This is a genomic window from Azospirillum lipoferum (assembly GCF_024170005.1).
GTDB lineage: Bacteria > Pseudomonadota > Alphaproteobacteria > Azospirillales > Azospirillaceae > Azospirillum > Azospirillum lipoferum.
Map to the genome: position 1 here is coordinate 78,613 of NZ_JALJXJ010000018.1, position 26,199 is coordinate 104,811.

Below are 26,199 nucleotides of genomic sequence, written 5' to 3' on the forward strand. Positions count from 1 at the left end.
AAGCCCTTCCCTACTCCGAGGAGCACACACCCATGGCCCCCGCCGCCGGCAAGCCCATCCCTCGTGCGACGTACCGGGTCCAATTGAATGGCGAGTTCGGCTTCGACCGCACCGCCGCCATCGCCGACTATATCGCCCGCCTGGGCGTCAGCCATCTCTATGCCTCGCCCTACATGAAGGCGCGGCCGGGCAGCACCCACGGCTATGACATCGTCAACCATAACGAGCTGAATCCCGAGGTCGGCGACCAGAACGACTTCCGCGATCTGGTGGAGGCGCTGAAACGCAATGGCCTGGGCCAGATCCTGGACTTCGTGCCCAACCACATGGGGGTCGGCGGCGCCGACAACGAATGGTGGTTGAATGTGCTGGAGTGGGGACCGGAAAGCCCGTATGCCGGGTATTTCGACATCGAATGGGAATCCGACTACCGCTATCTTCAGGGCAAGGTGCTGGTGCCCTTTCTGGGCGACCAGTATGGCGCGGTGCTGGTGTCGGGCGGGCTGGAGCTGCGCTTCGACAACGAGACCGGGAGCTTCGCCGTCTGGGCCTATGACAGCCACAAGCTGCCGGTGCGGCCGCAGGATTACGGCATCATTCTGGGCAGCGACCATCCGGATCTGGAGCGGATCGCCGACGGCTTCACCCATCTGGCCGACGCCCGCCCGCACCAGCTTCGCCGCGCGTCGGACCTGAAGGCGGAGCTGGCGGAACTGGTGGCGACCCGGCCGGACGTGGCCGACGCGATCAACCAGCGGCTGTCCGTCTTCCGCGGCTATCAGGGGGAGATCGACAGCTGGAGCCATCTGCATGAGCTGATCGGCTGCCAGAACTGGCGTGTCGCCTATTTCAAGGTGGCGGCCGACGACATCAACTATCGGCGCTTCTTCAACATCAACGAGCTGGCCGGCCTGCGCATGGACGAGCCGGAGCTGTTCGACGTGGCGCACCGCATGGTGCTGAAGATGGTGGAGGATGGTACGCTCGACGGTATCCGCATCGACCACATCGACGGGTTGATCGACCCCAAGAGCTATTGCGAGCGGCTGGTCGCGGCGTCCTCCAGGCCCTTCTATCTGGTGGTGGAGAAGATCCTGGCCCGGCATGAGCGGCTACGCGAGGACTGGCCGATCGACGGCACCACCGGCTATGAGTTCGCCAACCTGATGGGCGGCCTGTTCGTCGATCCCAAGGGGGAGGAGGCCTTCACCCGCCTCTATGCCGACTTCATCGGCCGGCGCGACGATTTCGAAGAGGTGGTGCGACAGTGCAAGATCCGCATCATGGAAAGCGAGATGGCGAGCGAGCTGAACGTGCTGTCGCGCAAGGCGGCGCGCATCGCCCGCTCCAACCCAGTCACCGCCGACTTCACCGCCAACATCCTGCATCAGGCGTTGAAGGAAACCATCGCCCGCTTTCCGGTCTATCGCACCTATGTCGACGGCGGCGTGCCGAGCGACCTGGACCGCCGTGACATCGACTGGGCGATCTCCCAGGCGCGGCGGGCGGAGCAGGGGCCGGACGGCTCGGTCTATGATTTCCTGCAAAGGCTGCTGACCACCGATCTGGTGGCGGCGCCGAAGAGCGGCTACAGCCGCCGGCAGGTCACCCGCTTCGCCATGCGGTTCCAGCAATACAGCGGGCCGGTGATGGCAAAGGGGCTGGAGGACACCGCCTTCTACCGCTACAACCGGCTGGTAGCGTTGAACGAGGTCGGCGGCCATCCCGACCATTTCGGCGTCAGCATCGCCGCTTTCCATCGGGCCAACCAGGACCGTGCCCGAAACTGGCCGGGCAATATGCTGGCCAGCACCACCCACGATACCAAGCGTGGCGAGGATACCCGCGCCCGGCTCTACGCCCTGTCGGAGATGCCGGAGGAATGGGAGCGGCAGGTCCAGACCTGGAGCCGGCTGCTGCGCGCCCGCCGCGGCGACGTGGAGGGAACCGCCCCGCCCGACCGCAACGACGAGTATCTGTTCTACCAGCTGCTTCTCGGCGCTTGGCCGGCGGAGCTGACCGGTGCGATGGTCGAGCAGATCGACCAGTCGGCAATGACCGCCTTCGCCGAGCGCATCGTCGGCGCCATGACCAAGTCGATGCGCGAGGCCAAGGTCCATTCGACTTGGGCGGCCCCCAACGAGGCCTATGAAGGGGCGGTGGTCAGCTTTGTCCACGATGCGCTGGACGTTACCAGGCGGAATGCCTTTCTGGAGGCTTTCCTGCCCTTCCAGGCGTCGCTGGCGCGCATCGGCATGGTCAATGGGCTGTCCCAGGCATTGCTGAAGCTGACCAGTCCCGGCGTGCCCGACATCTATCAGGGCTGCGAGTTGTGGAACCTCAGCCTCGTCGATCCTGACAACCGGCTGCCGGTGGATTACGACGCCCGCCGTAAGCTGCTGGACGAGATCGAGGGTGTCGTGGAGCGTGGAGAAGTCGCCGGCCTGCTGGAACGCTGGACCGACGGCGCAGTGAAGTTGGCAGTGACGCGGCAGGCATTGGCGGTTCGTGCCGAGCTGCCGGAGGTCTTCAGTGCCGGCGAGTATCTGCCATTGGAGGCGACCGGCGAGCGTGCCGACCATGTAGTGGCCTATGCCCGCCGCAGTGGCGACGATGCGGTTGTGGTGGCCGTGCCGCGGCTGGTCGGGCAGCTGCGGGAAACGCCCGACTGGGGCAACACCGCCATCCCGCTGCCGCGCGGCACCCGCTGGAGCAATCGCCTGACCGGGGCGGAGGTGGAGGGTGGCGACGCGGTGATGGCTGCGACGTTGTTCGGCGATCTGCCGGTTGCCCTGCTGATCCGCGAGGGGTGAAGGAGGAATCCCCGTCTCTCCTTGGAGAGACGGGGTTGTTAACTGACCTTGGATCAGCGCACCGTGCTGCCGGTGCCCGTGGAGGAACCGCCGCCCATCGTCCTCGACGGCTGCTGCGTGCCGACCGGGCCGTCGGAGCCGGTCCCCATCGAGCCGCTGTTGCCCAGGCTGTTCCCGCCGGTGCCGCTGGTCGAGCTGGAGGAACCGGAGCCGGTCATCGACCCGCCCGAGGTCGAACCGCTGGTGGCGCCGCTGTTGCTGTCCACGCCGCCCATGCTGCCGCAGCCGAGTTGGTTGTTCGACGTGCAGGGCGGGTTGGTCTGGTTGGAGTTGGTGGTCGAGCCGGCGCTGTTGGCCGCCGGGCTGCCGGAGATTGAACCGCTGTCAGCGGCGAAGGCCGGGGCGGCCATCAGGGCCAGGGCGGTGGCGGCGCCGATCATCAGGCTCTTCATGAGGATTCCTTTCGCTGTGCAGCCCGTCAACGCCGGATGGCGGCGGGCCGAAAACTTGTCCGCGGAGTCCGGTTCGTCCCCGCTTGCCATCCCACCAACAGCCCCGGTCCGGAATGATCGCGCGCGGCATGCGGAAACGAAAACGCCCGCCGAAGGGCGGGCGTTTCAGGCATCTCAACAACTGTGAGCGGTCAGGCCGACCGTGCCTTCGGCAGCCCGGCGGCCATGGCGGCGGAACCGTGGAAGATCTCCAGCGCTGCCGGCGTGGAGGACGGGCGCAGGCCGCCCAGGATCTCTCCGGCGGCGCCGACGGCCTGGACCAGGGCGTCCGGCATCACCGGCTTGCGCAGCAGGCCCATGGCGAAGCTGCGGGCCTCGGCGGCATGGTGGTCGAAACCGGTCATCAGCAGCGACGGAATGCTGTTCTCTTCCCACAGGCGACGGGCCAGCACCAAGCCATTCTCCCCACCGGCGAGATTGACGTCGACCAGCGCCAGTTCGGGACATTCGCGGGCACCGACCCGCGCAGCCTTCGCGGCGTCGCGCAGGGGTCCAACCACGGTGTAGCCCGCATTCTCCAGAACGGCCTTCACGGCCGGACCGATCAGCGGATCGTCCTCGACGACAAGCACCTTCAAGACGGCATGCTCCCTTGATTGACGGTCCGGGCTTATATCCCGTTCCGTCCGGTTTCCGAAGCGCGTTCGGCTTCGATCAACTGAACCGCCCATGTTTGTCGCGGTTCCGTCCCGTTCAAGAGGTCGAAGGGGTACTCCCTTCCGGTCATGGCGCCCTACTGAACGTCCGGGTTGGAAACATACACCATTGCAGAGCGTTTTACCCGGACGCGAGAGAGGAAAGACAAAATGGCATTCGTTGAACTGACCGACACGTCCGGGGAAACCGTTTTGGTGAACCCCATCGTGGTGGCCTATCTGCGTACCGCCGCCGACGGCGGCACGGAGCTGTTTTTCGCCGGCCGGGCCGAGCCGCTGCGGCTGACCGGGGCACCGTCCGACATCGTCCGCGCCCTGGAAAACGCCGCACCAATCCCGCCCGATCCCACCCTGTCGCTGCTGGCCTGACGATAAACTCAGGTGCGGGGATAGCTTGGAGGACGCTTTTCGAAGAAGGCGGTGATCCCCTCCGCCGCCTCCGCCCCATGCAGGGCCTCGACGAAGAAGGCGGCCTCGCGGTCGAGCTGCTCGTCGGGCGCACCGAAGCCGCTTTCGATCAGGCGCTTGGCCCGGCCGATGGCGAGCGTCGGCCCATCCGCCAGCCGCTCCGCCCAGGCGAGCGCTTCAGCCAGCGTAGTGCCGGGCGCCACCACCCGGTTGACGATGGCGAGCTGGGCCAGCCGCGCCGCGCCGATCCTGCCGCCTTCGAACATGATCTCGGCCGCCAGCTGCGGCGTCGCGGCGCGGGCGAGGAAGGCCGACGCCCCGCCGTCGGGGTTCAATCCGACCCTCACATAGGCCAGCGTGAACACCGCATCCTCGGCTGCGACGATCAGGTCGCAGCCGAGCGCCACCGAAAAACCCGCCCCGGCGGCGGCGCCCTCGACGGCGGCGATCACCGGCTTGGGGCAGGCGCGCATGGCGCGGGTCCAGCCATGGAAGCGCTCCAGGCTGGCGCGGGTCACCTCCGGGTCGGCCTTGGCGTTGCCGAGCAGCCGGCCCAGGTTGCCGCCGGAGCAGAAGGTGCCGTTCGCCCCAGTCAGCACGATGGCACCCACCTCCGGATCCTCGGCCGCCTGCACCAGCGCGTCACGGGCCGCGGCCATCATCTCCGGCCCCAGCGCGTTCTTGGTGGCCGCGTCGTCCATCGTCAGCACCATCACGCGGCCCTGGTGCGCGACGGTCAGTTGTCCGCTCATAGCTCGATCCCCTCCCGGTTCTCGCTGCCCGGCCGGTATTTGAACATGCCTTCCGACGTGGCGATCAGGGCGCCGGTATCGCCATGGCGGATCTCCGCCGCAATCCCGACGATCTTGCGCCCGCCGCCGCGCAGCCGGCCGGTGGCGACCAGCGTACCGGTGCGTGCCTGACCCAGGAAGCTTGTCGACAAGGACAGCGTCACCACCCGCCGCACCCGGCCGGGGAAGGGACAGTATGTGGCCGAGAATCCGGAAACAGTGTCCAAAAGCGTCGCCAGAACCCCGCCATGCACCACGCCGGCCCGGTTCAGGTGGCGCTCGTCGATGGCCATCGTCAGCTCCGCCTCTCCCTCCTCCCAGCGACTCAAGGCGTAGCCCAGCAGGCGTTGGAAGCCCGATTCCGGCTCCCCGTTCAGCAGATCATCCATACCCTGTCCCATCACGCGGCTGTTTCATGCGCGAAGTAAAGCGCGTGAAGCCGCTCCAGGTCCACCCGGTCGCCGCGTTCGGACAGCACGACCTTGCCCGACTGCATCAGATAGACATGATCGGCGATCCTCAGGGCCCTGCTGGTGTTCTGCTCCACCAGCAGGATGGTCAGCCCCTCCGCCCGCAGCCGCGCCAGGATGCGGAAGATCTCGTCCACCACCACGGGGGCGAGGCCGAGCGACGGCTCGTCGATCAGGCAGACGCGTGGCTGCTCCATCAGGCCGCGGCCGATGGCGAGCATCTGTGCCTCCCCGCCCGACAGGGTGCCGGCGATCTGGCCGCGCCGCTCCGCCAGCCGGGGGAACATGTCGAACACCATCGCCCTGTTGCGCTTCCAGTCCTTGCGGCAGCCGCGCGGGAAGGCGCCCATCATCAGATTGTCCTCCACCGTCATGTCGGGGAAGATCATCCGGCCTTCGGGGATCATCACCAGCCCGTCGGCCACCCGGTCCCAGGTCTTCACCGCCTTGCGGCTCTGCCCGTCGATGCGGATGTCGCCGGAGGTGGCGGGCACCAGCCCCATGATGGCGCGCAGCAGCGTGGTCTTGCCGGCGCCGTTCGGGCCGACGATCACCGTGGTCTTGCCGGTCTCAACCGACAGCGAGACGTCCCACAGCACGTTGATCGCGCCATAGCCGGCGCGGAGCGTCAGGATATCGAACGCGTTGGTCATGACGCCTCCGCAAGGGTGGTTTCGCCGGTGTAGCTGCGGATCACCTCCGGGTCGCGGAACACCGCGTCGGGGGAACCATCGGCGATGATCTGGCCGAAATTCAGCACCAGCACCCGCGGGCAGAGTGTGGCGATGGTGGCGATGTCATGCTCGATGATGACCATGGCGAGGCGGTAGCGGTCGCGCACCGCCGCCAGCCGTTCCATGAAGGCGCGCTTGCTGCTGGTCTCCAGCCCGGCCAGCACCTCGTCGAGCAGAAGCAGGCTGGGTTCGGTCGCCAGGGCCTTGCCGACCTCCAGCGCCTTGTGCTCGGTCAGGGCAAGTTCGGTGGTGGCGTCGCGGTCAGCCTTGTCGCGCAGGTTCAGGATGTCGAGGATCTCGTCGATCCGCCCGGGATCCTTCTTCCCGGCGCCGAAGCGCTGGGCGACCAGCAGGTTTTCCCGCACGGTGCAGTGGCCGAAGGGGCGCGGGATCTGAAAGCTGCGCCCGATGCCGAGCCGTGCCCGTTTCCATTCCGGCAGCTTCAGCAGAGAGGCGCCGCGGAAGTCCAGCCGGCCGGCGGTCGGCCGCACCACGCCGGAGATGACGTTGAACAGCGTGGTCTTGCCGGCACCGTTGGGGCCGACCAGACCGATGCTCTCCCCTTCCGCGACGAAGAAGCTGGCGCTTTTCAGTGCCTGGACACCGCCGAAATTGACCTGGACGCCTTCAAGCGTGAGCATGGCGGCTCTCCTTCACCGGGCGGCGGCGCAAGGCCGGCATCAGCCCGCCGGGGCTGAACAGGATCATGGCGCAGAGCAGCACGCCCAGGACCATCTGGTGGCCGTGCGGCAGGATCGGCTTGAACAGCAGCTGGTCGACCAGATAGATCGCCAGCGCCCCCACCACCGGACCCCACACCGTGCGGTAGCCGCCGAAGATGGCCGCGGCGATGGGCAGCACGGTCCAGCCGCTGGAAAAGGCGTAGTCTGGGTCGAGGAAGCTGATGAAATGGGCATTGAAGGCGCCGACCACCCCGGTGATGAAGGCTGACAGCACCAGCATCGCCGCCTTCAGGTGCGTGCTGGGCACGCCGACGACGCGGGTCGCCACTTCGGTATCGTGCATCGCCTTCAGGGCGAGGCCCCAGGTGCTGCGCCGGATGGCGTCATAGGCGAAGGCCGCCAGCACGACGATGGTCAGGACGATCAGGTAGCCGCCCAGCTTCTCGCCGAAATCGAAGCCCAGGATTTTCGGAAAGCGCGGGATCGACAGCAGCCCGCCGGCTCCACCGGTGACCGGCGTCATCTCCGTCGCCAGGATCTGGAAGATGTGGGCATAGGCGAGGATGGCGAGCGCGAAATATGGACCGCGCAGCCGCAGGGCCGGCAGCATGGCGATGGACGACAGCGCAGCCCCCACCCCGCCCAGCAGCATCGCAGCGAAGACCGGCACCCCCAGCTTCATCGCCAGCACGGCCGAGGTGTAGGAGCCCACCCCGAAGAAGGCGGCGTGGCCGAAGCTGACCATGCCGCCGAGGTTGCCGAGCAGTGCCCAGGCCACTGCCACCCCGGCGATGGTCAGCGCCGCCACGATCAGCCCCAGCACATAGGCGTTGCCGCCGAACAGCAGCGGCACGCCGACATAGGCGACGGCAAGGGCGGCGACCAGCAAGAGACGGTTCAACAGGGAATTGCTCATCGCGCCAGCGCCCTTCCGCCGCCGAACAGGCCCGAAGGCGAGACGAACAGCACGACCAGGAACAGGACCATTCCCGCCAACTCCTGAAGCGAGGCCGACAGGTAGGTGACCGTCAGCGATTCGATGACGCCGATCATGACGGCGCCGACCAGCACGCCGGGGATCGACCCCATCCCGGCCAGCACGGTGATGATGAAGGCCTTGACCGTCAGCACATGGCCCAAGGCCGGGAAGACGGTCTTGCCGGTATAGATGGCGAAGCCGGCGAAAGTGGCGAGCAGGGCGGCGGTCAGGAAGGACAGGATCTCGATCCTGCGCGGATTGACGCCCATCAGCGTTGCGGCAGCCCGGTTCGACGACAGCGCCCGCACCGCGCGCCCCTGCCAGGAATGGTTCAGCCACCACCAGACACCGGCCATCAGCACCAGCCCGCCGACGAAGGACGCGACCTCCGCATTCATCGCGAACAGGGTATCGGCGACGACCATCGAATCCTGGAACCAGGGGTCGGAGGTGGAATGGATGTCGGCCTTCCAGATCGACAGGATGGCGTTGGTCAGGATGATGCCGAGCCCGAAGGTGAGGATCAGCGAATTGATCTCGCGGTCCTGATGGATGCGGCTGAGCAGCGCATAGACGATGGCCGACGCCGCCCCGACGATCACCAGCGCCACCGGGATCGCCATCACCGGATTGACGCCATAGGTGGTTTCCGCCGCATAGGCGACATAGGCGGCCAGCAGCACCAGCTCGCCATGGGCGAGGTTGATGACCCGCATGGTCCCGAACACCAGCGCCAACCCGACCGCCACGGTCGCGTAATAGCCGCCGGCGAGCAGGCCCGAGAACAGGGCCTGGAGCGTCAGTTCGAACATGGTTTGCTCACCACGGCACTGCCGGGAAATTCATCTTTCCGTTGGCGGCGTCCTGCGGCCAGACCAGGACCACCTTGCCGCCCTGGTGCTGGCCCATGCGGTGGGTGAAGTTCAGATTGTCGCCGTTCTTGTCGAAGGTGACGCGGCCGATCAGGGTGTTGGCGTCGGTCTTGCGCAGTTCGTCGGGCAGGCCGCCCTTGGACAGTGTGCCTGCCTCGTCGGCACGGACCACGGCGTCGATCAGCAGGCGGGTCTGGACATAGCCGAACTGGCCCAGATAGTCGGGGTCCTTGTTGAACAGCTTCTTGTAGGTGGCAGCGAACTCCACCGCCTCCGGATGGGTGAATTCCACCGGGTAGGGCAGCATGGAGGTGCCGTAGACAGTCTCCATCAGGTCGGGAAATTCCTTGGCCATCTGCGCGGTGGCGAGCGACCAGACGCCGACCATCGCCTTGACTTGCGGCTTCAGCACCTTGGCGGCGCGCAGGATGCCGACATAGTCGTTCTCGTAGCCGACCATGGCGATGGCGTCGGGACGGTCCTGAAGCTTGACCTTGTTCATCAGCGGCTTGAAGTCGCTGGTAGAGCCGTCGAACTCGTGCATGCCGACCGTGACGCCCTTGGCGGTCAGCGCGCCGTTGACCTGTTTGGCGAGGCTGCTGGTGGCGTCCTTGTTCAGATAGACGATGGAGACCTTCCTGGCGCCCATGTCCTGCAACAGGCCGATCATGGCCAGCGCGTAGCCGTCGGTGTTGTTGATGCGGAAGAAGGTGGGATAGCCGCGCTGGGTCAGTTCGGGCGAGACGCCGCCGGAGGTGATGTAGACCAACCCGGCTTTCTGCGCCGCTTCCGATGCCGGGCCGATGATGTTGGAGCCATAGCCGCCGGTGATCGCCACCACCCCATCACCGGCCAGCTTCTCCACCGCCGCCACCCCCTTGGCCGGGGAGGTCTCGTCGTCGATGGTCTGGACCTTGAAGCTGTGCTTGCCGGCATAGCTCCTGTTTGCCATTTCGACGGCGACCGAAATGCCCTCATGCATGCCCTGGCCGACACGGGCGAGGCTGCCGGTCAGCGGCAGTTCGGAACCCAGCAGGAAGTCCTTGGCCTGCGCCGCTCCGGCGCCGAGCGCCACCGACAGGGCAAGGGTCGAGACGGTTACGAGATTGGCAAGCATCCGCTTCATGGTCCTGTTGTCCTCCCACGGGCTTATTGTTTTGGAATCAGGCGGCCATCACCTCGGCGGCGAGCGCCCGGAGGCCGCTTTTCAGCAGCTTGCCGGTCGGGCTGGCCGGCAAGGCGTCCATGGCGACGATGCGCGACGGGCGCTTGTAGGGGGCGAGCCGTTCGGCGGCCCAGGCTTTCAGTTCCTCCTCGCTAGCGCTGCGGCCGGGGATGAACTGGACGAAGGCCACCACCTCCTCGTTGCCGGCAACGGCATGGCCGACGACCGCAGCCAGCGTCACCGCCGGATGGCTGGTCAGCACGCCCTCCACCTCCTCCGGATAGACGTTGAAGCCGGAGCGGATGACGATCTCGCGGATGCGGCCGACCACGGCGACGCAGCCGTCCGGCTCCAGCCGGGCGACGTCGCCGGTCTTCAGCCAGCCGTCGTCGGTGATGACCTGGGCGGTCAGCGCCGGCTCGCGGTAATAGCCGAGCATGACGTTGGGGGCGCGAACCCACAGCTCGCCCGGCTCGCCATCGGCCACGTCCTGGCCGGTGACATGGTCGACGAAACGCATCTCCACCAGCGGCAGGGCTGGGCCGATGGAGGTGTCTCTGCGCGGCGCGTCTAGCCGGGTCTGCGTCACCGTCGGCGAGCATTCGGTCAGACCGTAGCCGTTGTGCAGCGGCAGGCCGGAAACCCGCTCCACTGCCAGCTTGAGGTCGAGGTCCAGCACCGAGCCGCCCGACGACAGGTAGCGCAGGGCTGGTGCCGCCAGGGTGCGGCCGGTGACGGTGGCGTGCTCCACCAGCTTGGCGTACATGGCTGGAACACCCTGGAACACGGTCACCCCATCCTGTTCCAGGGCCTGCCAGACCGCGGCGGGGGCGAAGCGGGGCACCGTGTGCAGGCAACCGCCGGCGTAGAGGGTGCCGAGGCAGGTGGAGGCGAGCCCGAAGACATGGCTGACCGGCAGCACGCCATAGGTGCGGTCGCTGGGGCCGAGACCGCGCATCCAGCCCGACACCGAGGCGACGAACAGCAGGCCGCGGTGCGACAGCATTACGCCCTTGGGCTTGCCGGTGGTGCCGGAGGTGTAGATCAGCGCGCCAACCTGCCGCCGGTTGCCGGCATGGACCGGCTCCGGTTCGGCGTCCAGCAGCGGACCGACCGCCATCGGCGGCAGATCCGGGTCGCCGAGCGGCTGGGCGCCGTGACGGGCGGCATGGGCCGTGGCGTCGGGGGATACCGAATCGGTATAGAACACCCGGCGCGGCTGGCAATGGTCGCGGATGGTGTCGATCTCGCGGTCGGAAAGGCGGGCGTTGACGATGACGGGCCACGCATCGCGCTCGCTCGCCGCCAGGATCAGGGTGACGGCGGCGAGGCCGTTTTCGCAGACGATCATCACCCGGTCGCCGCCGACCACCCCCAGCCGTGTCAGCTGCGCGGCGGCGCTGCCGACCGCCTGGGCCAGTCGGCGGTAGCTCCAGTCCTGCACCCCGTCGAACAGGGCGGGGGCGTCCGGCGTCCGGTCCGCCCAGGCGAGTGCGGCGTGGCTGATGCGTGGCGGCAGCGCCGCCACCATCGCGGCGAAGTCGGGTACCGGCCGCCCCACCGTCATGCCGCCTCCCGGATCATGTTGCGGGCGATGACGAGCTGCTGGATCTGGGTGGTGCCCTCATAGATGCGGAACAGGCGGACGTCGCGGTAGAAACGCTCGATCCCGTAATCGGCGATGTAGCCGGCGCCGCCATGGATCTGCACCGCGCGGTCGGCGACACGGCCGACCATCTCGGTCGAGAACATCTTGCAGCAGGCGGCATCGGTGTTGACGTTCTGCCCGGCGTCGCGGTGGCGCGCGGTCTCCAGCACCATGCAGCGGGCGGCATAGGCTTCCGCCCGGCTGTCGGCCAGCATCGCCTGGATCAGCTGGAATTCGGCGAGCGGCTGGCCGAACTGCTTGCGCTCCATGGCGTAGGACAGGCTGTCGCGGATCAGCCGCTCCGCCAGACCGACGCAGACGGCGCCGATGTGCAGGCGGCCGCGGTCGAGAACCTTCATGGCGGTCTTGAAGCCCTGCCCTTCCTTGCCGCCCAGGATGGCGCTGGCCGGAACACGGCAATCCTCGAAGATCACGTCGCAGGTGTGGGCGCCCTTCTGGCCCATCTTCCTGTCGATGGGACCGAGCGACAGGCCGGGCGTCCCGGCTTCCACCAGGAAGGCCGACACGCCGCGGGCGTCGCGGCTGTCCAGGTCGGTGCGGGCGAAGACGGTGAAGAGACCGGCCTGCGGCGCGTTGGTGATGTAGCGCTTGGTGCCGTTCAGGATGAAATGGTCGCCGTCGCGCCGGGCGCTGGTGCGGAGCGAGCCGGCGTCCGACCCGGATTCCGGTTCGGTCAGGGCGAAGGCGCCGACGATCTCGCCGGCGGCCAGACGCGGAAGGTAGCGCTGCTTCTGCTCATCGGTCCCGTCGATGACGATGCCCTGGGAGCCGATGCCGTTGTTGGTGCCGATCAGCGAACGGAAGGCTGGAGAGGTCTGGCCCAGTTGGAAGGCCACCTGTACCTCGTCCGTCATCGACAGGCCGAGCCCGCCATACTCCTCCGGGATCGACAGGCCGAACAGGCCCATTTCGCGCATCGCGGCGATCACCTCGGCCGGGATGGCGTCGTCCTCCGCCACCTTGTGTTCCAGCGGGACCAGCTTTTCGCGGACGAAGCGCCCCAGTGTGTCCAGCAGTTGATCCAAAACATCCTTGTCCAAGGCCATGCGTGCTCTCCGTCCGGGGAGAATGATTTCAATGGAAACCAAGCATCAAGGGGAGATCGAGGGGCGCCGCCTCATCTGTTCGTTGGCCACGCTGACAGATGCAGGAAAACCTGTCAACAAAATGAAATTGAATTTCTCTAAACGGAATAAGCATGAGGGTTTGGGGGTCTGCCGCGCGTCTGCGCGGGCTTGCCAGCCGGAGCGAAGCGGTTAACCTTTTTCCCGAAATCACGGCCTGGACCATCAGGCCGATAAATCGTAGGAGGGTTTGGGATGATCGACCTCTATTTCTGGCCGACGCCGAACGGCCACAAGATCACGATCTTTCTGGAAGAAGCCGGGCTGGACTACAGCTTCAAGCCGGTGAACATCGGCACCGGCGACCAGTTCAAGCCGGAATTCCTCGCCTTCTCGCCCAACAACCGCATGCCGGCGATCATCGACAACGCCCCGGCCGATGGCGGCGAGCCGATCAGCGTCTTCGAATCAGGCGCCATCCTGGTCTATCTGGCCGAGAAGACCGGCAAGTTCCTGCCCGGCGACGTGCGAGGCCGCAAGACGGTTCTCGAATGGCTGTTCTGGCAGGTCGGCGGCCTCGGCCCGATGGCCGGCCAGAACCATCACTTCGTGCAGTACGCGCCGGAACGCATCCCCTACGCCATGGACCGTTACGTCAAGGAGACCGGGCGTCTCTATGGCGTGATGGACAAGCGCCTTGCCGACAACGAGTTCCTGGGCGGGTCCGAACTGTCCATCGCCGATATGGCGAGCTACCCGTGGATTGTCCCGCATGAACGCCAGCAGCAGGATCTGAACAACTTCCCCAACCTGCAGCGCTGGTTCACCGCGATCAAGGAACGTCCGGCGGTGGTGCGCGCCTATGAAAAGGGGCAGGCGATCAATCCCAACCGCACGCCGACGGTGAATGAGGAAAGCAAGAAGATCCTGTTCGGCCAGTCGGCGGATACGGTGAAGCGCTGAGGATTGATTCGCGCTTCTCCCTCTCCCCCCTGGGGAGAGGGTCGGGGGAGAGGGGATGGAGAGCAACTTCGTATAGCACCCCTCCCCTTCGCGGCATCCGTTCGCGCCGCACAGACATTCGGGGCTCCCCGGCGTAGACGGGACCGTTCGTCTGACCAGCGTGTTGTTTTCGGTAGAGAATATCTTCCGGAGACGCCGCGCCGATGAGTATCTGGCCCCGCACCGACTCCGCCCCCCCGGACTCCGACGGCACCCTCCCGCAGAGGGCGACCGGTCCCGTCCCCCCAACCGAGATCCGGATCGCTCTGCACCCCCTGCCGTCCATACCGGAACTGGCGCGGGCATGGACGGAGCTGGAAGGCCGTTCCGACTCTTCCTTCTTCCTGTCCTGGAGTTGGATCGGCCCTTGGCTGGCGCAGATGCCGGACGGGATCGAACCGCAATTGCTGGTCGCCTTTCAAGGGGATGAACTGGTCGGGCTGGCCGTGCTCTGCCCGCGCCTGCGGCGGCGGTTCGGGCTGCTGTCCAGCCGTTGCTGGATGCTGCACGAAACCGGCGACCGCAGCTATGACCGGCTGTTCATGGAATATAACGGCATCCTTGCCGACCGCCGCATCGCCGACGAGGTGACGGATACGATGCTGTACTGGCTGGACGAGCGGCTGACCGCCAACGACGAGCTGGTTTTGGGTGGCCTGACCCCGGCGGCGGAGCGGGCGGCCCGACGGGTGGCGGCGCGGACCGGGCATACGTTGCAATTGCGCATCGCCGATTCCGCCCAATGGGTGGATCTGGGCATCGTACGGGCGGCGGGAGGCGATTTCCGCGGCGGGCTCGGCCGCAACACGCGGGCGGCGGTGAATCGGAGCGAGCGGCTATACCGGGCGCGGGGTGCTTTGGAACACCGCGTCGCCACCAATGTGGACGAGGCGCTGGAGTTTTTCGCCGGGCTGGAGGTGCTGCATCAGGCCGGCTGGCAGGCGCGCGGGCAGGGCGGCGCCTTCGCCAACGCCGCCTTCCGCCCCTTCCATCAAAGGCTGATCGCCGAAGGGATACCGCGTGGTGCCGTGCGGCTGAGCCGGATCAGCGCCGGCGGGCAGGCCATCGGCTATCTCTACAACTTCATCCACCGCAACCGGGTGCTGAACTATCAGGGCGGTTTCGCCTTCGAGGCGGACAACCGGCTGAAACCGGGACTGCTGAGCCATGTGCTGGCGATCGAGGACGCGCTCGCCCGCGGCGAGGACTGCTACGACTTCATGTCGACGCCGGCCGGGCACAAGCCGCTGCTCTCCAACGCCGAACAGCCGATGAACTGGCTGACGCTCGGTCCCGACCGCTTCAGCCGGCGGATGGAGGCCCATTGCCGCCGGGCGCGCGGGCTGATGGCCGATGCGGTCAAGCGGTCGCTGCGCGGCTGGATCGCGCCGGCCAAGGGAATCTGAACGGGGGGGAAACGGCGATGAAGACCAGGACGAAAGCCGGGCCGCTGGCCTGCGTGCTGGGCGATATGGATCTGGTGCGCCCGCTCGGGCTGGCCGGCATCCGCTGTGCCGTGGTCGGGCCGCCGGGCGGGGCAACCGCCCATTCCCGCTTCACCGCACAGTTGATCTCCTGGGAAGGCGGCAATGAAGGGACGCTTGTCGACCGCCTGCTGCGCTTCGGCGCCGCCCAGTCGCAAAAGCCGGTGCTCTATATGGAGGAGGACGCCCAACTCCTGATGGTGTCACGCAACCGCGACCGGCTGGCTTCGGTCTTCCGCCTTCCGCTGGCCGATGCCGATCTGGTGGAGACGCTGGTCGATAAGAGCCGCTTCCAGGCTCTGGCGGAACGGCTCGATCTCCCGGTTCCGCGCACCCGACGCCTTCGCCCCCTGCCCGGCAGCGAGGCGCCGGATCTGGATCTGCGCTATCCCCTGATCGTCAAGCCGCTGACCCGCCGCCCGCCCTGGGACGAGATCGAGGGGCTGGGCAAGGCGATCCGGCTGGACGGGCCGGAGGAGCTTCGCGCCCTGTGGCCGCGGCTGATCCCGGTCGGCATCGAGCTATTGGCGCAGGAACTGATCCCCGGTCCGGAGACACGGATTGAAAGCCACCATGTCTACATCGCCGCCGACGGGGGCGTGGCCGGGGAGTTCACCGGGCGCAAGATCCGCACCTACCCCGTCGATTACGGTCACAGCACGGCACTGACCATCACCGATATAGACGGCAAGGGGGCGGACGTCGCGGCGCTGGGGCGAGAGATCGCGGCAAAAATCGGTCTGCGCGGGGTGGCCAAGTTCGACTTCAAGCGCGACCCGGACGGGCGGCTGCACCTGCTGGAGATCAACCCGCGCTTCAACCTGTGGCACCATCTGGGCGCCGTCGCCGGGGTGAACCTGCCGGCCATGGTGCAGGCGGACCTGACCGGCCGCCCCCGCCCTGCCCCGTCCAAGGCGCGGCCCGGCGCCTGCTGGTGCCATATCAGCAAGGACCGGCTGGCGGCGCGGGAAAGCGGCGTGCCGACGGTGCGCTGGTTGGCCTGGGTCGCGCGTTGCGAGGCGAAGGCGATCACGCCCGACGATCCGATGCCCTTCCTGCGGCCGAAGCTGGACCGGCTGCTCGCCCTCATGCCCGGCGGGATGCGGCCCGCCCGCCTCGCCAAGCCCTGATCGCAGAACCATGAAGATCGCCCTGATCTCCGACATCCACGCCAATCTGGAGGCGTTGCAGGCGACCCTTGACGCCATCCGGGCGGAAGGGGCCGAGCGCATTGTCTGCCTGGGCGACATCGTCGGCTACAACACGGACTTCGCCGCCTGCATCGCCCTGCTGCGGCGGGCCGGCGCCATCTGCATCGCCGGCAACCATGACCGGGCGGTGACGGGTGCCATCGGCACCGAAGGGTTCAGCGGTCCCGCCGCGCGCGCCGTCGCCTGGACCAGGGCGCGGCTGGACGAGGATAGCCGCGGGTTCCTCGCGGCCCTGCCGCTGACCACCGAAATCGACGGAACGCTGGTCGCCGTCCATGGCGCCCTGCATCCGGAGGTTGGCAAGGAGCTGGTCCGGCTGGACGATGACGGCAAGCGGGCCTTGAGCCTTCAGGCGCTCGGGGTGCATCCATCGGGAGCGCGGATCTGCGCCTTCGGGCACACCCACCGGGCGGGGCTGTGGGAATGGCGGGATGGGGCGGTGCATGCGCTGCCGCTCGACGGCGGGGCGGCGTTGCGGGCCGACGGGTTCTATCTGCTGAACCCCGGCACGGTGGGGGAGCCGCGCGGGGCCGATGCCGACGCCTGTTTCGCCTGCTTCGACACCACCAGCCGCCGCGTCACCCTGCACCGGATCACCTATGCCCGCCGAGCGACGTTGTCGAAAACACGGCGGGCGGGGTTGGCGCCACGTTTTGCCGCAGTCCCGGCGCCGCTGCGGCTGAAGTTGATCGAAATACTGCGACTTCTCGGCGTCTATGAATGGTTGAAGCGTGCACTTCCCGGCCGTGTGTCATCAATATGACAATCCCGTAACGCGGCTTTGCTTCTACAGAGACGGGAAAATGAGCATAATCCGGTGCGGGGGCAATGGTGACGCCGGGCTATGGACATTATCAATATTTCAATCGGCGCTGCCGGAAGGGTGCGGCCCCTGTTCGGCAGGACATCGTCGTCCCTGACTGCGCCGCTGGCGCTGGGCCTTGCCATCGGCCTCGCCGCGATCCTGCCCAACCTTTCCCTGCCGGTCCAGGCCCAGCAGCCTGACGCCGGCCCGGTGCGGTTGACGATCCTCTATACCCAGGGTACCACCGACCTGGACGAGACCGCCGGGCGCGGCGGCATGGCCCGGCTGGCAGGGACGATCCGCCAGGAGCGGGCCGCCCATTCCAATGTGCTGGTCCTGCATGGTGGGCAGACGCTGGCTCCGTCGGTGCTCGCCTTCTACGACCAGGGCGCGCATATCATCGACCTGCTGAACGGCATGACCATCGACGCGATGGCCGCGCTGAACCGCGAGTTCCATCATGGCGACGATCGGCTGAGCGCCCGCGCCTTCGAGGCCGGCTTTCCCATCGTGACCACCAACGCCGTCGACCGTTCGACCGGGCGGACGCCGGACGGGCTGGAGGAGGCGGTGGTGCTGACCGCCGGCTCCTTGCGCGTCGGCGTGATGGCCGCGACGCCGGTGCTGACGCGGGAGACCACCCGCACCCAGCGCACGGAGTTCCGCGATCCGGTGAAGGCACTGGCCGCCAAGGCCGCCGCCCTGCGGGCCGACGGCGTCGATCTGGTGGTGGCAATGACCGGCTATGCCGGCGACACCCACCGCAGCGTGCTGGCCGCTCGCCCGGCCGACATCGTGCTGTACCAGGACCGCAGCCGTCCCTTCGCCATCGATTACGACGGCCGGTTCCTGTCCGCCACCGTCGGGCCGCAGGCCGCCTGGGTGCTGGCGCTGGACCTGACGGTGGAGCGGAGGGCCGGGCCGGACGGCAAGCCGGTAGCCCGCTGGAGCCCGGCGCCGCGCCTGATCGATACCGCGACGGTGGCGCCCGACCCGGCGATGACGATCCAGGCCAAGGCCTATGCGGCGCGGCTCGACACCATGCTGCGGATGGAGGTGGGACGTCTCACCGCGCCGCTCGACACCCGCAAGGAGTCGCTGCGGACGGGCGAGAATGCCTTCGCCAATGCGGTGGTCGACACGTTGCGCGAGGCGCTGGACGCCGATGTGGCTCTGTTCAACGGCGGTGGCATCCGCGGCGATCGCCAGTATCCGGCCGGCACCCTGCTGACCCGGCGCGACATCTATACCGAACTGCCCTTCCACGATGTCGGCGTGGTTCTGGACGTCACCGGACAGCAGCTTTGGGACGCGGTGGAGAGCGGCGTGTCGGCGATGGAACAGTTGCAGGGCCGCTTTCCCCACCTGTCCAATGCCCGGGCGGAGATCGACCTGAGCCGCCCGCCCGGGCAGCGGCTGCGCAGCCTGTCGGTCGGCGGCAAGCCGGTCGGCCTGTCCAGCCGCTACCGTCTGGCGACCAGCAGCTTCCTCGCGACTGGTGGCGACGGCTACGGCGTCCTGGCCGGCGCGCCGCGGCTGGTGGAGGACCGCAACACAGACTTCGTGTCCACCCAGATGATCGACCAGATCTCCCGCAGCGGCGAGTTCGCTCCCCGGCTGGACGGCCGCATGACGGTGAGGCGGTGATGGACGGGCTGTCTTCCACGGCGCTGTCCGCGCCGGAGGCCGCCGTTCTGGACCGGGCGGGGCTGGAGAGACAGGCGCGGCGGGAGCCGCAGGCGCCGCCGCCGAACCGCAGGCGGCGTTTCGGCATCGCGGTCCGCATCACGCTGGGGCTGGCAGTGATGGCACTGCTGGTTCTGCTGATCGGCGGCGTGTCGATGTCCTCCTTCCGCCTGTTCCGGGCAGAGGTGGCGGCGCTGTCCACCAACACCCTGCCGGAGGTCATCACCAGCGCCGAACTGCACGGGTCGCTGCAGAAGCTGGTGGCGCAGCTGCCGCAGCTCGCCGCCGCGACCTCGACGCCGCAGCGCCGGTCCATCTATGACGGGCTGGTGACGGAGCTGGATTCAATGCAGCTCCTGGTCGCCCGCATGCGCGGCCTGATGAAGGAGGGCGAGGCCGGCGCCGGCGAGCGCGACGGCAATGTCCGCCTGCTGGAACAGACCCGGTCCACCCTGCTGATCCTGGCCGCCACCGTCGCCGACCTGAACGCCGAGGTCACCCGCCAGATCGAATATGGCGACCGTCAGGCCGAGGCGGCCCGCGCGCTGAGCCGGCTGGCGGCGGCGATCGAAAGCATGCCCGACACCGGCGCCTGGGCCGCGCGCATCGGCGCGCTGATGGCGCGGGCGGCGGGTGCGACGCAGCTCGACCATCTCAGCCGTCTGAAGGGGGAGGCGCGGTCCGCGGAACGTACGTTGGCCGAACTGGCCCGCCTGTCGGGCGGCGCCCCGGATCCCACCGGACAGATGATGTCCACCGTGCAGGAAGAACTGTTCTCCCTGCTGGTCGCTCCGGGCGGACTGTTCGACAGCGCCATCGACCGGTTGCAGGCGCGCAACCGCGCCCAGGCGCTGACCGGGCAGGCCCAGGTGCTGGTGGAGACGGTCGAACGTTCCACCCGCACGCTCTATGACTCGATCCGCGACCAGTCGGCCGAACGCACCGACGCGCTGGCGGACCTGATCGCCGAGCGCACCCGCACGGTGATGCTGCTGGCCGGCACGTCGCTTCTGCTGGCGGTGTGCGTCTATTTCTTCTTCCGCCGCTTCCTGTCCTCGCGGCTGGTGGCGATGAACCGGGCGGTGCTGGCCCGGCTGGCGGGGAATCGGGGTGCCGTCCAGGGCGCTGCGGCAGCGGTCGCCCTTCCGGTCCCGGTTCCGGTGGACGGCGACGACGAAATCACCGACATCGGCGCCTCGATCCGCTATTTCATCGATGAGATCGACCGGCGCCAGCAGGCCCTGGCCGACAACGAACGGCGTTTCCGCGACCTTGTCGAGGGGTCGATCCAAGGCATCGTCATCCATCGCGATTTCCACGCGCTCTATGCCAACGACAGCTTCGCCGCGATGCTCGGCATGACGGTGGCGGAGGTGATGGCCCTGCCCTCCCTGCTGTCGGTGGTGGCGGTGACGGAGCGACAGGGGCTGATCGACAATTATGACCGGCTGCTGGAGGGCGGGCAGTCGACGCCGCGACGCCGCATCCGCGCCTGCCGGCCCGACGGGGCCGGGCTGTGGGTGGAGCTGACCGGCCGGCGCGTCGACTGGATGGACGGCCCGGCGATCCAGGCTGTGGTGGTCGACGTGACGCGCGAGGTGGAGGCGGAGGATGCCCTGCGCCAGTCGCGTGACGCCGCGGAGCGCGCGCTCGACGAGCTGAAGGCGACACAGGCCAGCCTGATCCAGGCGGAGAAGATGGCCTCGCTCGGCCAGCTGGTCGCCGGCGTGGCGCATGAGGTGAACACGCCCATCGGCATCACCATCACCGGCGCCTCGCAGCTGCAGGCGCTGATCGGCGAGCTGTCGGACCGCCATACGGCGAACGCATTGAAGAAGTCGGACTTCCAGCGCTTCCTGAGCGACGGGATGGAGATGGCGAACCTGATCCTGTCCAACAGCACCCGTGCCGCCAATCTGGTGCAGAGTTTCAAGCTGGTCGCCGTCGACCAGTCCAGCGACGAGCGCCGCGCCTTCCTGCTGCGCGACTACATCGACGAGCTGCTGCGCAGCCTGCACCCGACCTACAAGGCGCGGACGGCGCTGACCATCGCCGTCGATTGCCCGGCCGACCTGGAGCTGGACGGCTATCCGGGGGCGCTGTCACAGATCCTCACCAACCTGATCATGAACGCGCTGGTCCATGCGCTGGACCCGGAACAGCCCGGCCGGATCGCCATCGCCGCCCGACCGGTTGGCGCCGATATGGTGGAACTGTCGGTCGGCGACGACGGCAGAGGCATCGCGCCGGACGTGCTGCCGAAGATCTTCGACCCCTTCTTCACCACGCGGCGCGGGGCGGGCGGCAGCGGGCTGGGGCTGCACATCGTCTACAATCTGGTAACCGGCCGCCTGCACGGCACCATCGGGGTCGAGAGCCGCCCCGGCGAGGGCACCCGCTTCACCCTGCGCTTCCCCCGGGTCACGGCCGCGGCATAAAGCCGCTCAACGCACCGGCCCGTCGAACCAGTGGCGGCCCTGGCGGTCCTCCACCTCGACCACCCAGACGTCGGGATCGTAACGGAGCTGACGGGCGATATAGGCGTCGGCGTCGGCCTCCGGCACCGGGTCGGCGCCGGTACCGCGTGCCCAGAACAGCCGCTCGCCATCCGCCTCGCGGGTCTGGACCAGCACGGTGAAGGTCCGGTCGAGCCGGTTGATCTTCAGGATCACCGTGCCGCGGCTGGGATCGCCCTTGCGGACCACGGTCATCGCCACGCCTTGCGCGTCGGCGGTGCGGATATGGGCGGAAACCCAGAGATGCGTCGGAAGGCGGTCGTCCATTGCCGTGACAGGCTCCTGATCTTCGGCTTTCGCCAATTTTCGATCCTCGCCCTGCCCGGCCGGCCGGTGTAGAGAAGAGGGATGGCCACACTCCTGGACGCTCTCAACGCCGCCGTCAACCACCACATGGCCGGCCATGCCGATGCGGCGGCCGATGCCTATCGCCGGATCCTGGCGGCGGAGCCGGCGCAGCCCGACACACTGCACCTGTCCGGCGTGTTGCGGGCGCAGACCGGCGACGCGGCGGCAGCCGTGCGGTGGATCGGCCGCGCGGTGCGCGTCCGCCCCGCCGCGCCGGCACCCTGGGGCCATCTGGGGGCGGCGCTGCGGGCGGCGGAGCTGCCGGAGCAGGCGGAGCCGGTTCTGCGGCGCGCCCTGGCGCTCGACCCTTCCGACGGCGACGCGCTGGAGGCGCAGGGCGCTTCCCTGCATGCGCTGGCGCGCTATGCCGACGCCCGGCGCTGGCTGGAACGTGCGGACCGGCTGCGCCCCGGCCATGTGGCGACCCTGCTGAATCTCGGCACCGTCCTGCGCGACCAGCGCCGCTTCGACGAGGCGGAGACCCGCTTCGACGCCGTGCTGGCACGCAACCCCGCCAATGCCGACGCCCATCTGGCCCGCGCAGTGGGACGGCTGGTCCGTGGCGACCTGCGCGCGGGATGGGAGGGGTTCGAGCATCGCTGGCACCGCTTCGCCACCCCGCCCTGGGCCGGTCAGCCGCCGGGCGGCGCCACCATCCTGCTGCATATGGACCAGGGCTTCGGCGACGCCATCCAGTTCGTCCGTTACGCCCCGCTGGTGGCACAGATCGCCGCGGCAGGCGGCGGGCGGGTGATCCTGGAAACCCATCTGCTGCTCTACCGCCTGTTCAACCGCTGCCTGGGATCGTCGATCCAGGTGCTGACGCGCGGGGAGGCGCCGCCGCCGCACGATCTCCATTGCCCGCTGATGAGCCTGCCGCGCGCCTTCGGCACCGGTCTGGCGGATATTCCGGCCGCCGTGCCCTATCTGGCTCCCGACCCCGGCGACATCGCCCGCTGGCGCGACCGGCTGGACGGGCTGGGCGGGGCGGAGGAGGTGCGCGCAGGCTTCCCGGCCGGCCTGCGGGTCGGACTGGTCTGGGCCGGCAATCCCCAGCATCGCAACGACCGCAACCGCTCGATCCCCACGGCGGCCCTGCCGCCGTTGTTGACGGTACCGGGGGTGCGCTTCGTCAGCCTGCAAACCGGCGAGGCAGCCGCCGGGCTGGACCGCCTGCCCGGTGTGAGGGTGCCGAATGCGATGGAGCGGGTGCGTGACTTCGCCGACACCGCCGCCATCCTCGCCAACCTCGACCTGCTGGTGACGGTGGACACCGCCATCGCCCACCTTGCCGGGGCGATGGGCGTGCCATGCTGGCTGATGCTTCCCCATGTGCCGGACTGGCGCTGGATGCTCGACCGCGCCGACAGCCCCTGGTACCCGTCGCTGCGCCTGTTCCGCCAGCCGCGGCCGGGGGACTGGACCACCACGCTGGGCACCGCCGCCGCCGTGCTGAAGGCACAGGCCGCCCGCGCCGCCCGGATGGTCACGGGATAAGGGCGGGGCAAGGGCGGCAACTTCGGCGGGAGCTTTCTGCCCGCCGACCCTGGCGGTACTAGGCGAAACTTTCCTAGCGGCCGGCAAAATCCGGCCCCACCGCAGCGCTCGCGCAAAATATCGTTCTTTTTCAACCGCTTGATGTCGACTCAGCAATTGGCACTCCGCTTGCTAGACAGGGCGCAGAAGACCTTTGCCCTTTCTTTCGGAGACCCCGGCCATGAGCATTTTCGGTTCGATGACAACCGCCGTTCTCGGCCTGAATGCCCAGTCGAAGGCGCTCGGACATATCTCGGACAACATCGCGAACAGCTCGACCATCGGCTACAAGCGCGTCGATTCAGCCTTCGAGACGATGGTCCTGCAGTCCAGCCAGCGCCTGCACGAGCCTGGCGGGGTCACGGCGCAGCCGGTCTTCATGAACAACATCCAGGGCAGCCTGACCCAGGTGCAGAGCCCGACCAACATCGCCATCCAGGGCCAGGGCTTCTTCAGCGTCACCAAGGTGGCGACCCAGGGTTCCAGCACGCTGGTGCAGACGCAGACGGGCACGGTCAATTCGTCGGCCGCCTTCTACACCCGCGCCGGCGACTTCGAACTGGACAAGAGCCGCTATCTGGTCAACAGCTCGGGCTATGCCCTGAACGGCTGGCTGGTCGATCCGGTGACGGGCGTCCTGCACAAGGACCAGGTGGCGCCGATCCAGGTCAACTCCCTGATCGACAAGCCGGTGGCGACCAATACGATCGACCTGGCTGCCAACCTGCCGGCGACGCCGAAGGAAGGCGAGAAGGTCCCCGACAGCAGCATCCAGATCTTCGACAGCCAGGGCAATCCACGCACCGTCAATTTCAAGTGGCGGCAGCAGGCGGACAGCAGCTGGCGCATGGTCCTGGACGCGCCGGGTTCGAACACCAAGCCGGTCGACGGCACCTTCTCCGGCAATCCCGCCACCGTGACCTTCGGCCAGAACATCCCCGGCCAGACCGCGGTGGCACAGGTCAACGTCATCACCATCGCCGGCAACAACACCAACGGACAGGACAACCTGCGCATCGGCGATACCTATTCGGTGAAGGTCGACGGTACCACCTACAGCCTGAAGGTCACTTCCGACAACATCGGGTCGATCCGGACATATTCGGGTCTGGCCGGCGCGCTGGCCAACCAGATCAACTCCGCCTCCCCGGCGGCGTCGGTGCTCGCCACCTCGTCGGGCCAGACCATCCGCGTCACCGCCCGCAACCCAGGCACGCCGTTCAAACTGAACACCGACGTGGTGTCCGGCACCAACACCACCAACACCATCGTCCCCCAGACCTCGACGGCGGCGACCGCCAGTGCCGGCGAGATCGACAAGTTCCAGTTCCCGCAGACGCAGGTCGAGGTCGGCGACTCCTTCACCATCAACGTGAACGGCACGCCGATCAGCTACACGGTGACCGCCGGGACCTATCAGAGCTATTCGACGGTGAGCGACGTCGTCTCGCAGCTGGCCGGCAAGATCAACCAGGCGCTGGGCACGACCGTAACCGCCTCGTCGGCCGGCAACATCCTGTCGATCCAGGCCAATGCGGTGAACACCAACGTCACCTCCAGCGCGACGGTGACCAATTCCAGCGCATCCGTGAACACGATGAGCTCGCTGCCGTCGGTCGCCAGCGTCGCCGGCGTGCGCCAGAGCCGCACGGTGACCCTGACCGGCACGCCGGGCGACATCGGCACGCAATACACCCTCAGCATCAACGGCACGGCGGTGACCTACAGCACCACCGGCGAAGAGATGACGATGGAGGACATCACCGCGGCGCTGGCGAACAAGATCAACTCCAACACCGCCCTGCCGGTGACCGCCACCGCACAGGGCGGCGTGATCACGGTCACCTCGAAGACGGCGGCCAGCCCGACCAACACCAACACTATGACCGGCACCGGTACCGTGACGCTGAACGGTTCCACCATCGACGTCGGTGACACCTATACCATCACCGACTCCGGCGGTACGCCCTATCAGTTGACGATCACCAACGCCAACTACGGCACTTACGATACCCCCGCCAAGGTCATGCAGTATTTCGCGACGGTCGTTCCCGGCGCGACCGCGACCGGCAACACCCTGACGGCGGCGGGTGCGACCGGCGCCGTCACCGACGCCCCCGTCGCGCAGTTCACCCTGGACCAGAGCGCCGTCGCCGGCCAGACGCCCGCCCATGTCGGCCTGACCTTCGGCAAGACGCCGGAGACCGTCGGCACCCTGACCAACATCTCCACGGCTCTGGTCGGCACCGGCACCGCGGTCAGTGCCGCCAACCAGTCCGCCGGGTCCGACGCCACCGTCACCTTCACCGTCGATTACGGCTTCGGCCCGCAGCAGATCACGCTGAACCTCGGCAAGTACCAGAAGCCAGGCGGCCTGACCCAATATGCCGGCGAGGAGATCAACGTCACGCAGCTGGTCCAGAACGGCGCGCCACGCGGGCAGTTCAAGGACGTGGTGTTCGGCGACAACGGCACGGTCATGGTCAACTACGACAATGGACGGTCGAAGATGGTCGCGAAGGTGCCGATCATCACCTTCAACAACCCGAACGCCCTGCAACGCGAGTCCGGCGGCGTCTTCATCGAGAGCGAAGAAGCCGGCAAGCCGAACTTCAACGATCCGGAGACGAACGGCGCCGGTGCGGTGGTGGCGAACAGCGTCGAAAGCTCCAACGTCGACATCGCCGACGAGTTCACCAAGATGATCGTCACCCAGCGAAGCTATTCGGCCAACGCGAAGATCGTCACCACCTCCGACGAAATGCTTCAGGAGGTTCTGGGGCTGAAGCGTTAAG

General features: G+C 67.8%; 22 protein-coding genes. 10 read left to right on the plus strand and 12 right to left on the minus strand.

The window, feature by feature from the left end; all coding sequences use genetic code 11:
- Positions 1-32 precede the first annotated feature (32 nt).
- A complete protein-coding gene (gene treY / locus J2848_RS30515; RefSeq protein ID WP_149234257.1) occupies positions 33-2,813 on the plus strand; it encodes a malto-oligosyltrehalose synthase in 2,781 nt (926 codons plus the stop codon).
- A 53-nt stretch (positions 2,814-2,866) separates the two neighbouring features.
- Here the strand turns inward: treY and J2848_RS30520 are convergent, their stop codons facing one another.
- Both J2848_RS30520 and J2848_RS30525 read right to left on the minus strand, forming a co-directional pair.
- A complete protein-coding gene (locus tag J2848_RS30520; protein WP_149234256.1) occupies positions 2,867-3,265 on the minus strand; it encodes a hypothetical protein in 399 nt (132 codons plus the stop codon).
- Between the two features lie 191 nt (positions 3,266-3,456).
- A complete protein-coding gene (locus J2848_RS30525) occupies positions 3,457-3,897 on the minus strand; it encodes a response regulator (protein ID WP_246194267.1) in 441 nt (146 codons plus the stop codon).
- Between the two features lie 234 nt (positions 3,898-4,131).
- Here J2848_RS30525 and J2848_RS30530 point away from each other — a divergent pair, with 234 nt between their 5' ends.
- Positions 4,132-4,350: a hypothetical protein gene (locus tag J2848_RS30530; RefSeq protein WP_149234254.1), complete on the plus strand. Its 219-nt coding sequence runs from the start codon at positions 4,132-4,134 to the stop codon at positions 4,348-4,350.
- A gap of 8 nt (positions 4,351-4,358) precedes the next feature.
- On the opposite strand, the gene J2848_RS30535 is transcribed toward J2848_RS30530, so the two are convergent.
- The 9 genes from J2848_RS30535 to J2848_RS30575 are packed head-to-tail and all read right to left on the minus strand — an operon-like array spanning position 4,359 to position 12,798.
- Complete coding sequence (locus J2848_RS30535; protein WP_149234253.1) at positions 4,359-5,141, minus strand: oxepin-CoA hydrolase, alternative type; 783 nt, start codon at positions 5,139-5,141, stop codon at positions 4,359-4,361.
- Positions 5,138-5,569 carry a PaaI family thioesterase gene (locus tag J2848_RS30540; RefSeq protein ID WP_170307214.1) on the minus strand — a complete coding sequence of 144 codons (432 nt, stop codon included), beginning with the start codon at positions 5,567-5,569 and terminating at the stop codon, positions 5,138-5,140. Before J2848_RS30540 ends, J2848_RS30535 begins: the two co-directional genes overlap by 4 nt.
- An 11-nt stretch (positions 5,570-5,580) precedes the next feature.
- Complete coding sequence (locus J2848_RS30545; protein WP_149234252.1) at positions 5,581-6,303, minus strand: ABC transporter ATP-binding protein; 723 nt, start codon at positions 6,301-6,303, stop codon at positions 5,581-5,583.
- Positions 6,300-7,025, minus strand: a complete 726-nt coding sequence (locus tag J2848_RS30550; RefSeq protein ID WP_149234251.1) for an ABC transporter ATP-binding protein — start codon at positions 7,023-7,025, stop codon at positions 6,300-6,302. The genes J2848_RS30545 and J2848_RS30550 overlap by 4 nt, the downstream gene beginning before the upstream one ends.
- Positions 7,012-7,983: a branched-chain amino acid ABC transporter permease gene (locus tag J2848_RS30555; protein ID WP_149234250.1), complete on the minus strand. Its 972-nt coding sequence runs from the start codon at positions 7,981-7,983 to the stop codon at positions 7,012-7,014. The genes J2848_RS30550 and J2848_RS30555 overlap by 14 nt, the downstream gene beginning before the upstream one ends.
- Entirely contained in the window at positions 7,980-8,858 is an 879-nt protein-coding gene (locus J2848_RS30560; protein ID WP_149234249.1) for a branched-chain amino acid ABC transporter permease, read from the minus strand. Before J2848_RS30560 ends, J2848_RS30555 begins: the two co-directional genes overlap by 4 nt.
- Before the next feature lie 7 nt (positions 8,859-8,865).
- Positions 8,866-10,044, minus strand: coding sequence for an ABC transporter substrate-binding protein (locus J2848_RS30565; RefSeq protein ID WP_149234248.1), 1,179 nt, complete (start codon positions 10,042-10,044; stop codon positions 8,866-8,868).
- Positions 10,045-10,081: 37 nt separating this feature from the next.
- Positions 10,082-11,650 carry a class I adenylate-forming enzyme family protein gene (locus J2848_RS30570; protein ID WP_149234247.1) on the minus strand — a complete coding sequence of 523 codons (1,569 nt, stop codon included), beginning with the start codon at positions 11,648-11,650 and terminating at the stop codon, positions 10,082-10,084.
- Positions 11,647-12,798 (minus strand): acyl-CoA dehydrogenase family protein, encoded by a 1,152-nt coding sequence (locus J2848_RS30575; RefSeq protein WP_149234246.1) that lies wholly within the window; start codon positions 12,796-12,798, stop codon positions 11,647-11,649. The genes J2848_RS30570 and J2848_RS30575 overlap by 4 nt, the downstream gene beginning before the upstream one ends.
- Positions 12,799-13,071: 273 nt before the next feature.
- Here J2848_RS30575 and J2848_RS30580 point away from each other — a divergent pair, with 273 nt between their 5' ends.
- The 6 genes from J2848_RS30580 to J2848_RS30605 all read left to right on the plus strand — a co-directional run bounded on the left by J2848_RS30580 (position 13,072) and on the right by J2848_RS30605 (position 21,442).
- Positions 13,072-13,779, plus strand: a complete 708-nt coding sequence (locus J2848_RS30580) for a glutathione binding-like protein (protein ID WP_149234245.1) — start codon at positions 13,072-13,074, stop codon at positions 13,777-13,779.
- Between the two features lie 203 nt (positions 13,780-13,982).
- Complete coding sequence (locus tag J2848_RS30585) at positions 13,983-15,224, plus strand: GNAT family N-acetyltransferase (protein ID WP_149234244.1); 1,242 nt, start codon at positions 13,983-13,985, stop codon at positions 15,222-15,224.
- A gap of 17 nt (positions 15,225-15,241) precedes the next feature.
- Positions 15,242-16,432 (plus strand): carboxylate--amine ligase, encoded by a 1,191-nt coding sequence (locus J2848_RS30590; protein WP_149234243.1) that lies wholly within the window; start codon positions 15,242-15,244, stop codon positions 16,430-16,432.
- 10 nt (positions 16,433-16,442) lie between these two features.
- Positions 16,443-17,276, plus strand: coding sequence for a metallophosphoesterase family protein (locus J2848_RS30595; RefSeq protein ID WP_149234242.1), 834 nt, complete (start codon positions 16,443-16,445; stop codon positions 17,274-17,276).
- Between the two features lie 120 nt (positions 17,277-17,396).
- Positions 17,397-18,965, plus strand: coding sequence for a bifunctional metallophosphatase/5'-nucleotidase (locus tag J2848_RS30600; protein ID WP_246194245.1), 1,569 nt, complete (start codon positions 17,397-17,399; stop codon positions 18,963-18,965).
- Complete coding sequence (locus J2848_RS30605; protein ID WP_149234240.1) at positions 18,965-21,442, plus strand: sensor histidine kinase; 2,478 nt, start codon at positions 18,965-18,967, stop codon at positions 21,440-21,442. The genes J2848_RS30600 and J2848_RS30605 overlap by 1 nt, the downstream gene beginning before the upstream one ends.
- 6 nt (positions 21,443-21,448) lie before the next feature.
- Here the strand turns inward: J2848_RS30605 and J2848_RS30610 are convergent, their stop codons facing one another.
- Entirely contained in the window at positions 21,449-21,787 is a 339-nt protein-coding gene (locus J2848_RS30610; protein WP_149234239.1) for a DUF1491 family protein, read from the minus strand.
- A gap of 81 nt (positions 21,788-21,868) precedes the next feature.
- Here J2848_RS30610 and J2848_RS30615 point away from each other — a divergent pair, with 81 nt between their 5' ends.
- Both J2848_RS30615 and J2848_RS30620 read left to right on the plus strand, forming a co-directional pair.
- A complete protein-coding gene (locus J2848_RS30615) occupies positions 21,869-23,365 on the plus strand; it encodes a tetratricopeptide repeat protein (protein ID WP_149234238.1) in 1,497 nt (498 codons plus the stop codon).
- A 220-nt stretch (positions 23,366-23,585) separates the two neighbouring features.
- Complete coding sequence (locus J2848_RS30620; RefSeq protein ID WP_149234237.1) at positions 23,586-26,198, plus strand: flagellar hook-basal body complex protein; 2,613 nt, start codon at positions 23,586-23,588, stop codon at positions 26,196-26,198.
- Position 26,199: the final 1 nt, after the last annotated feature.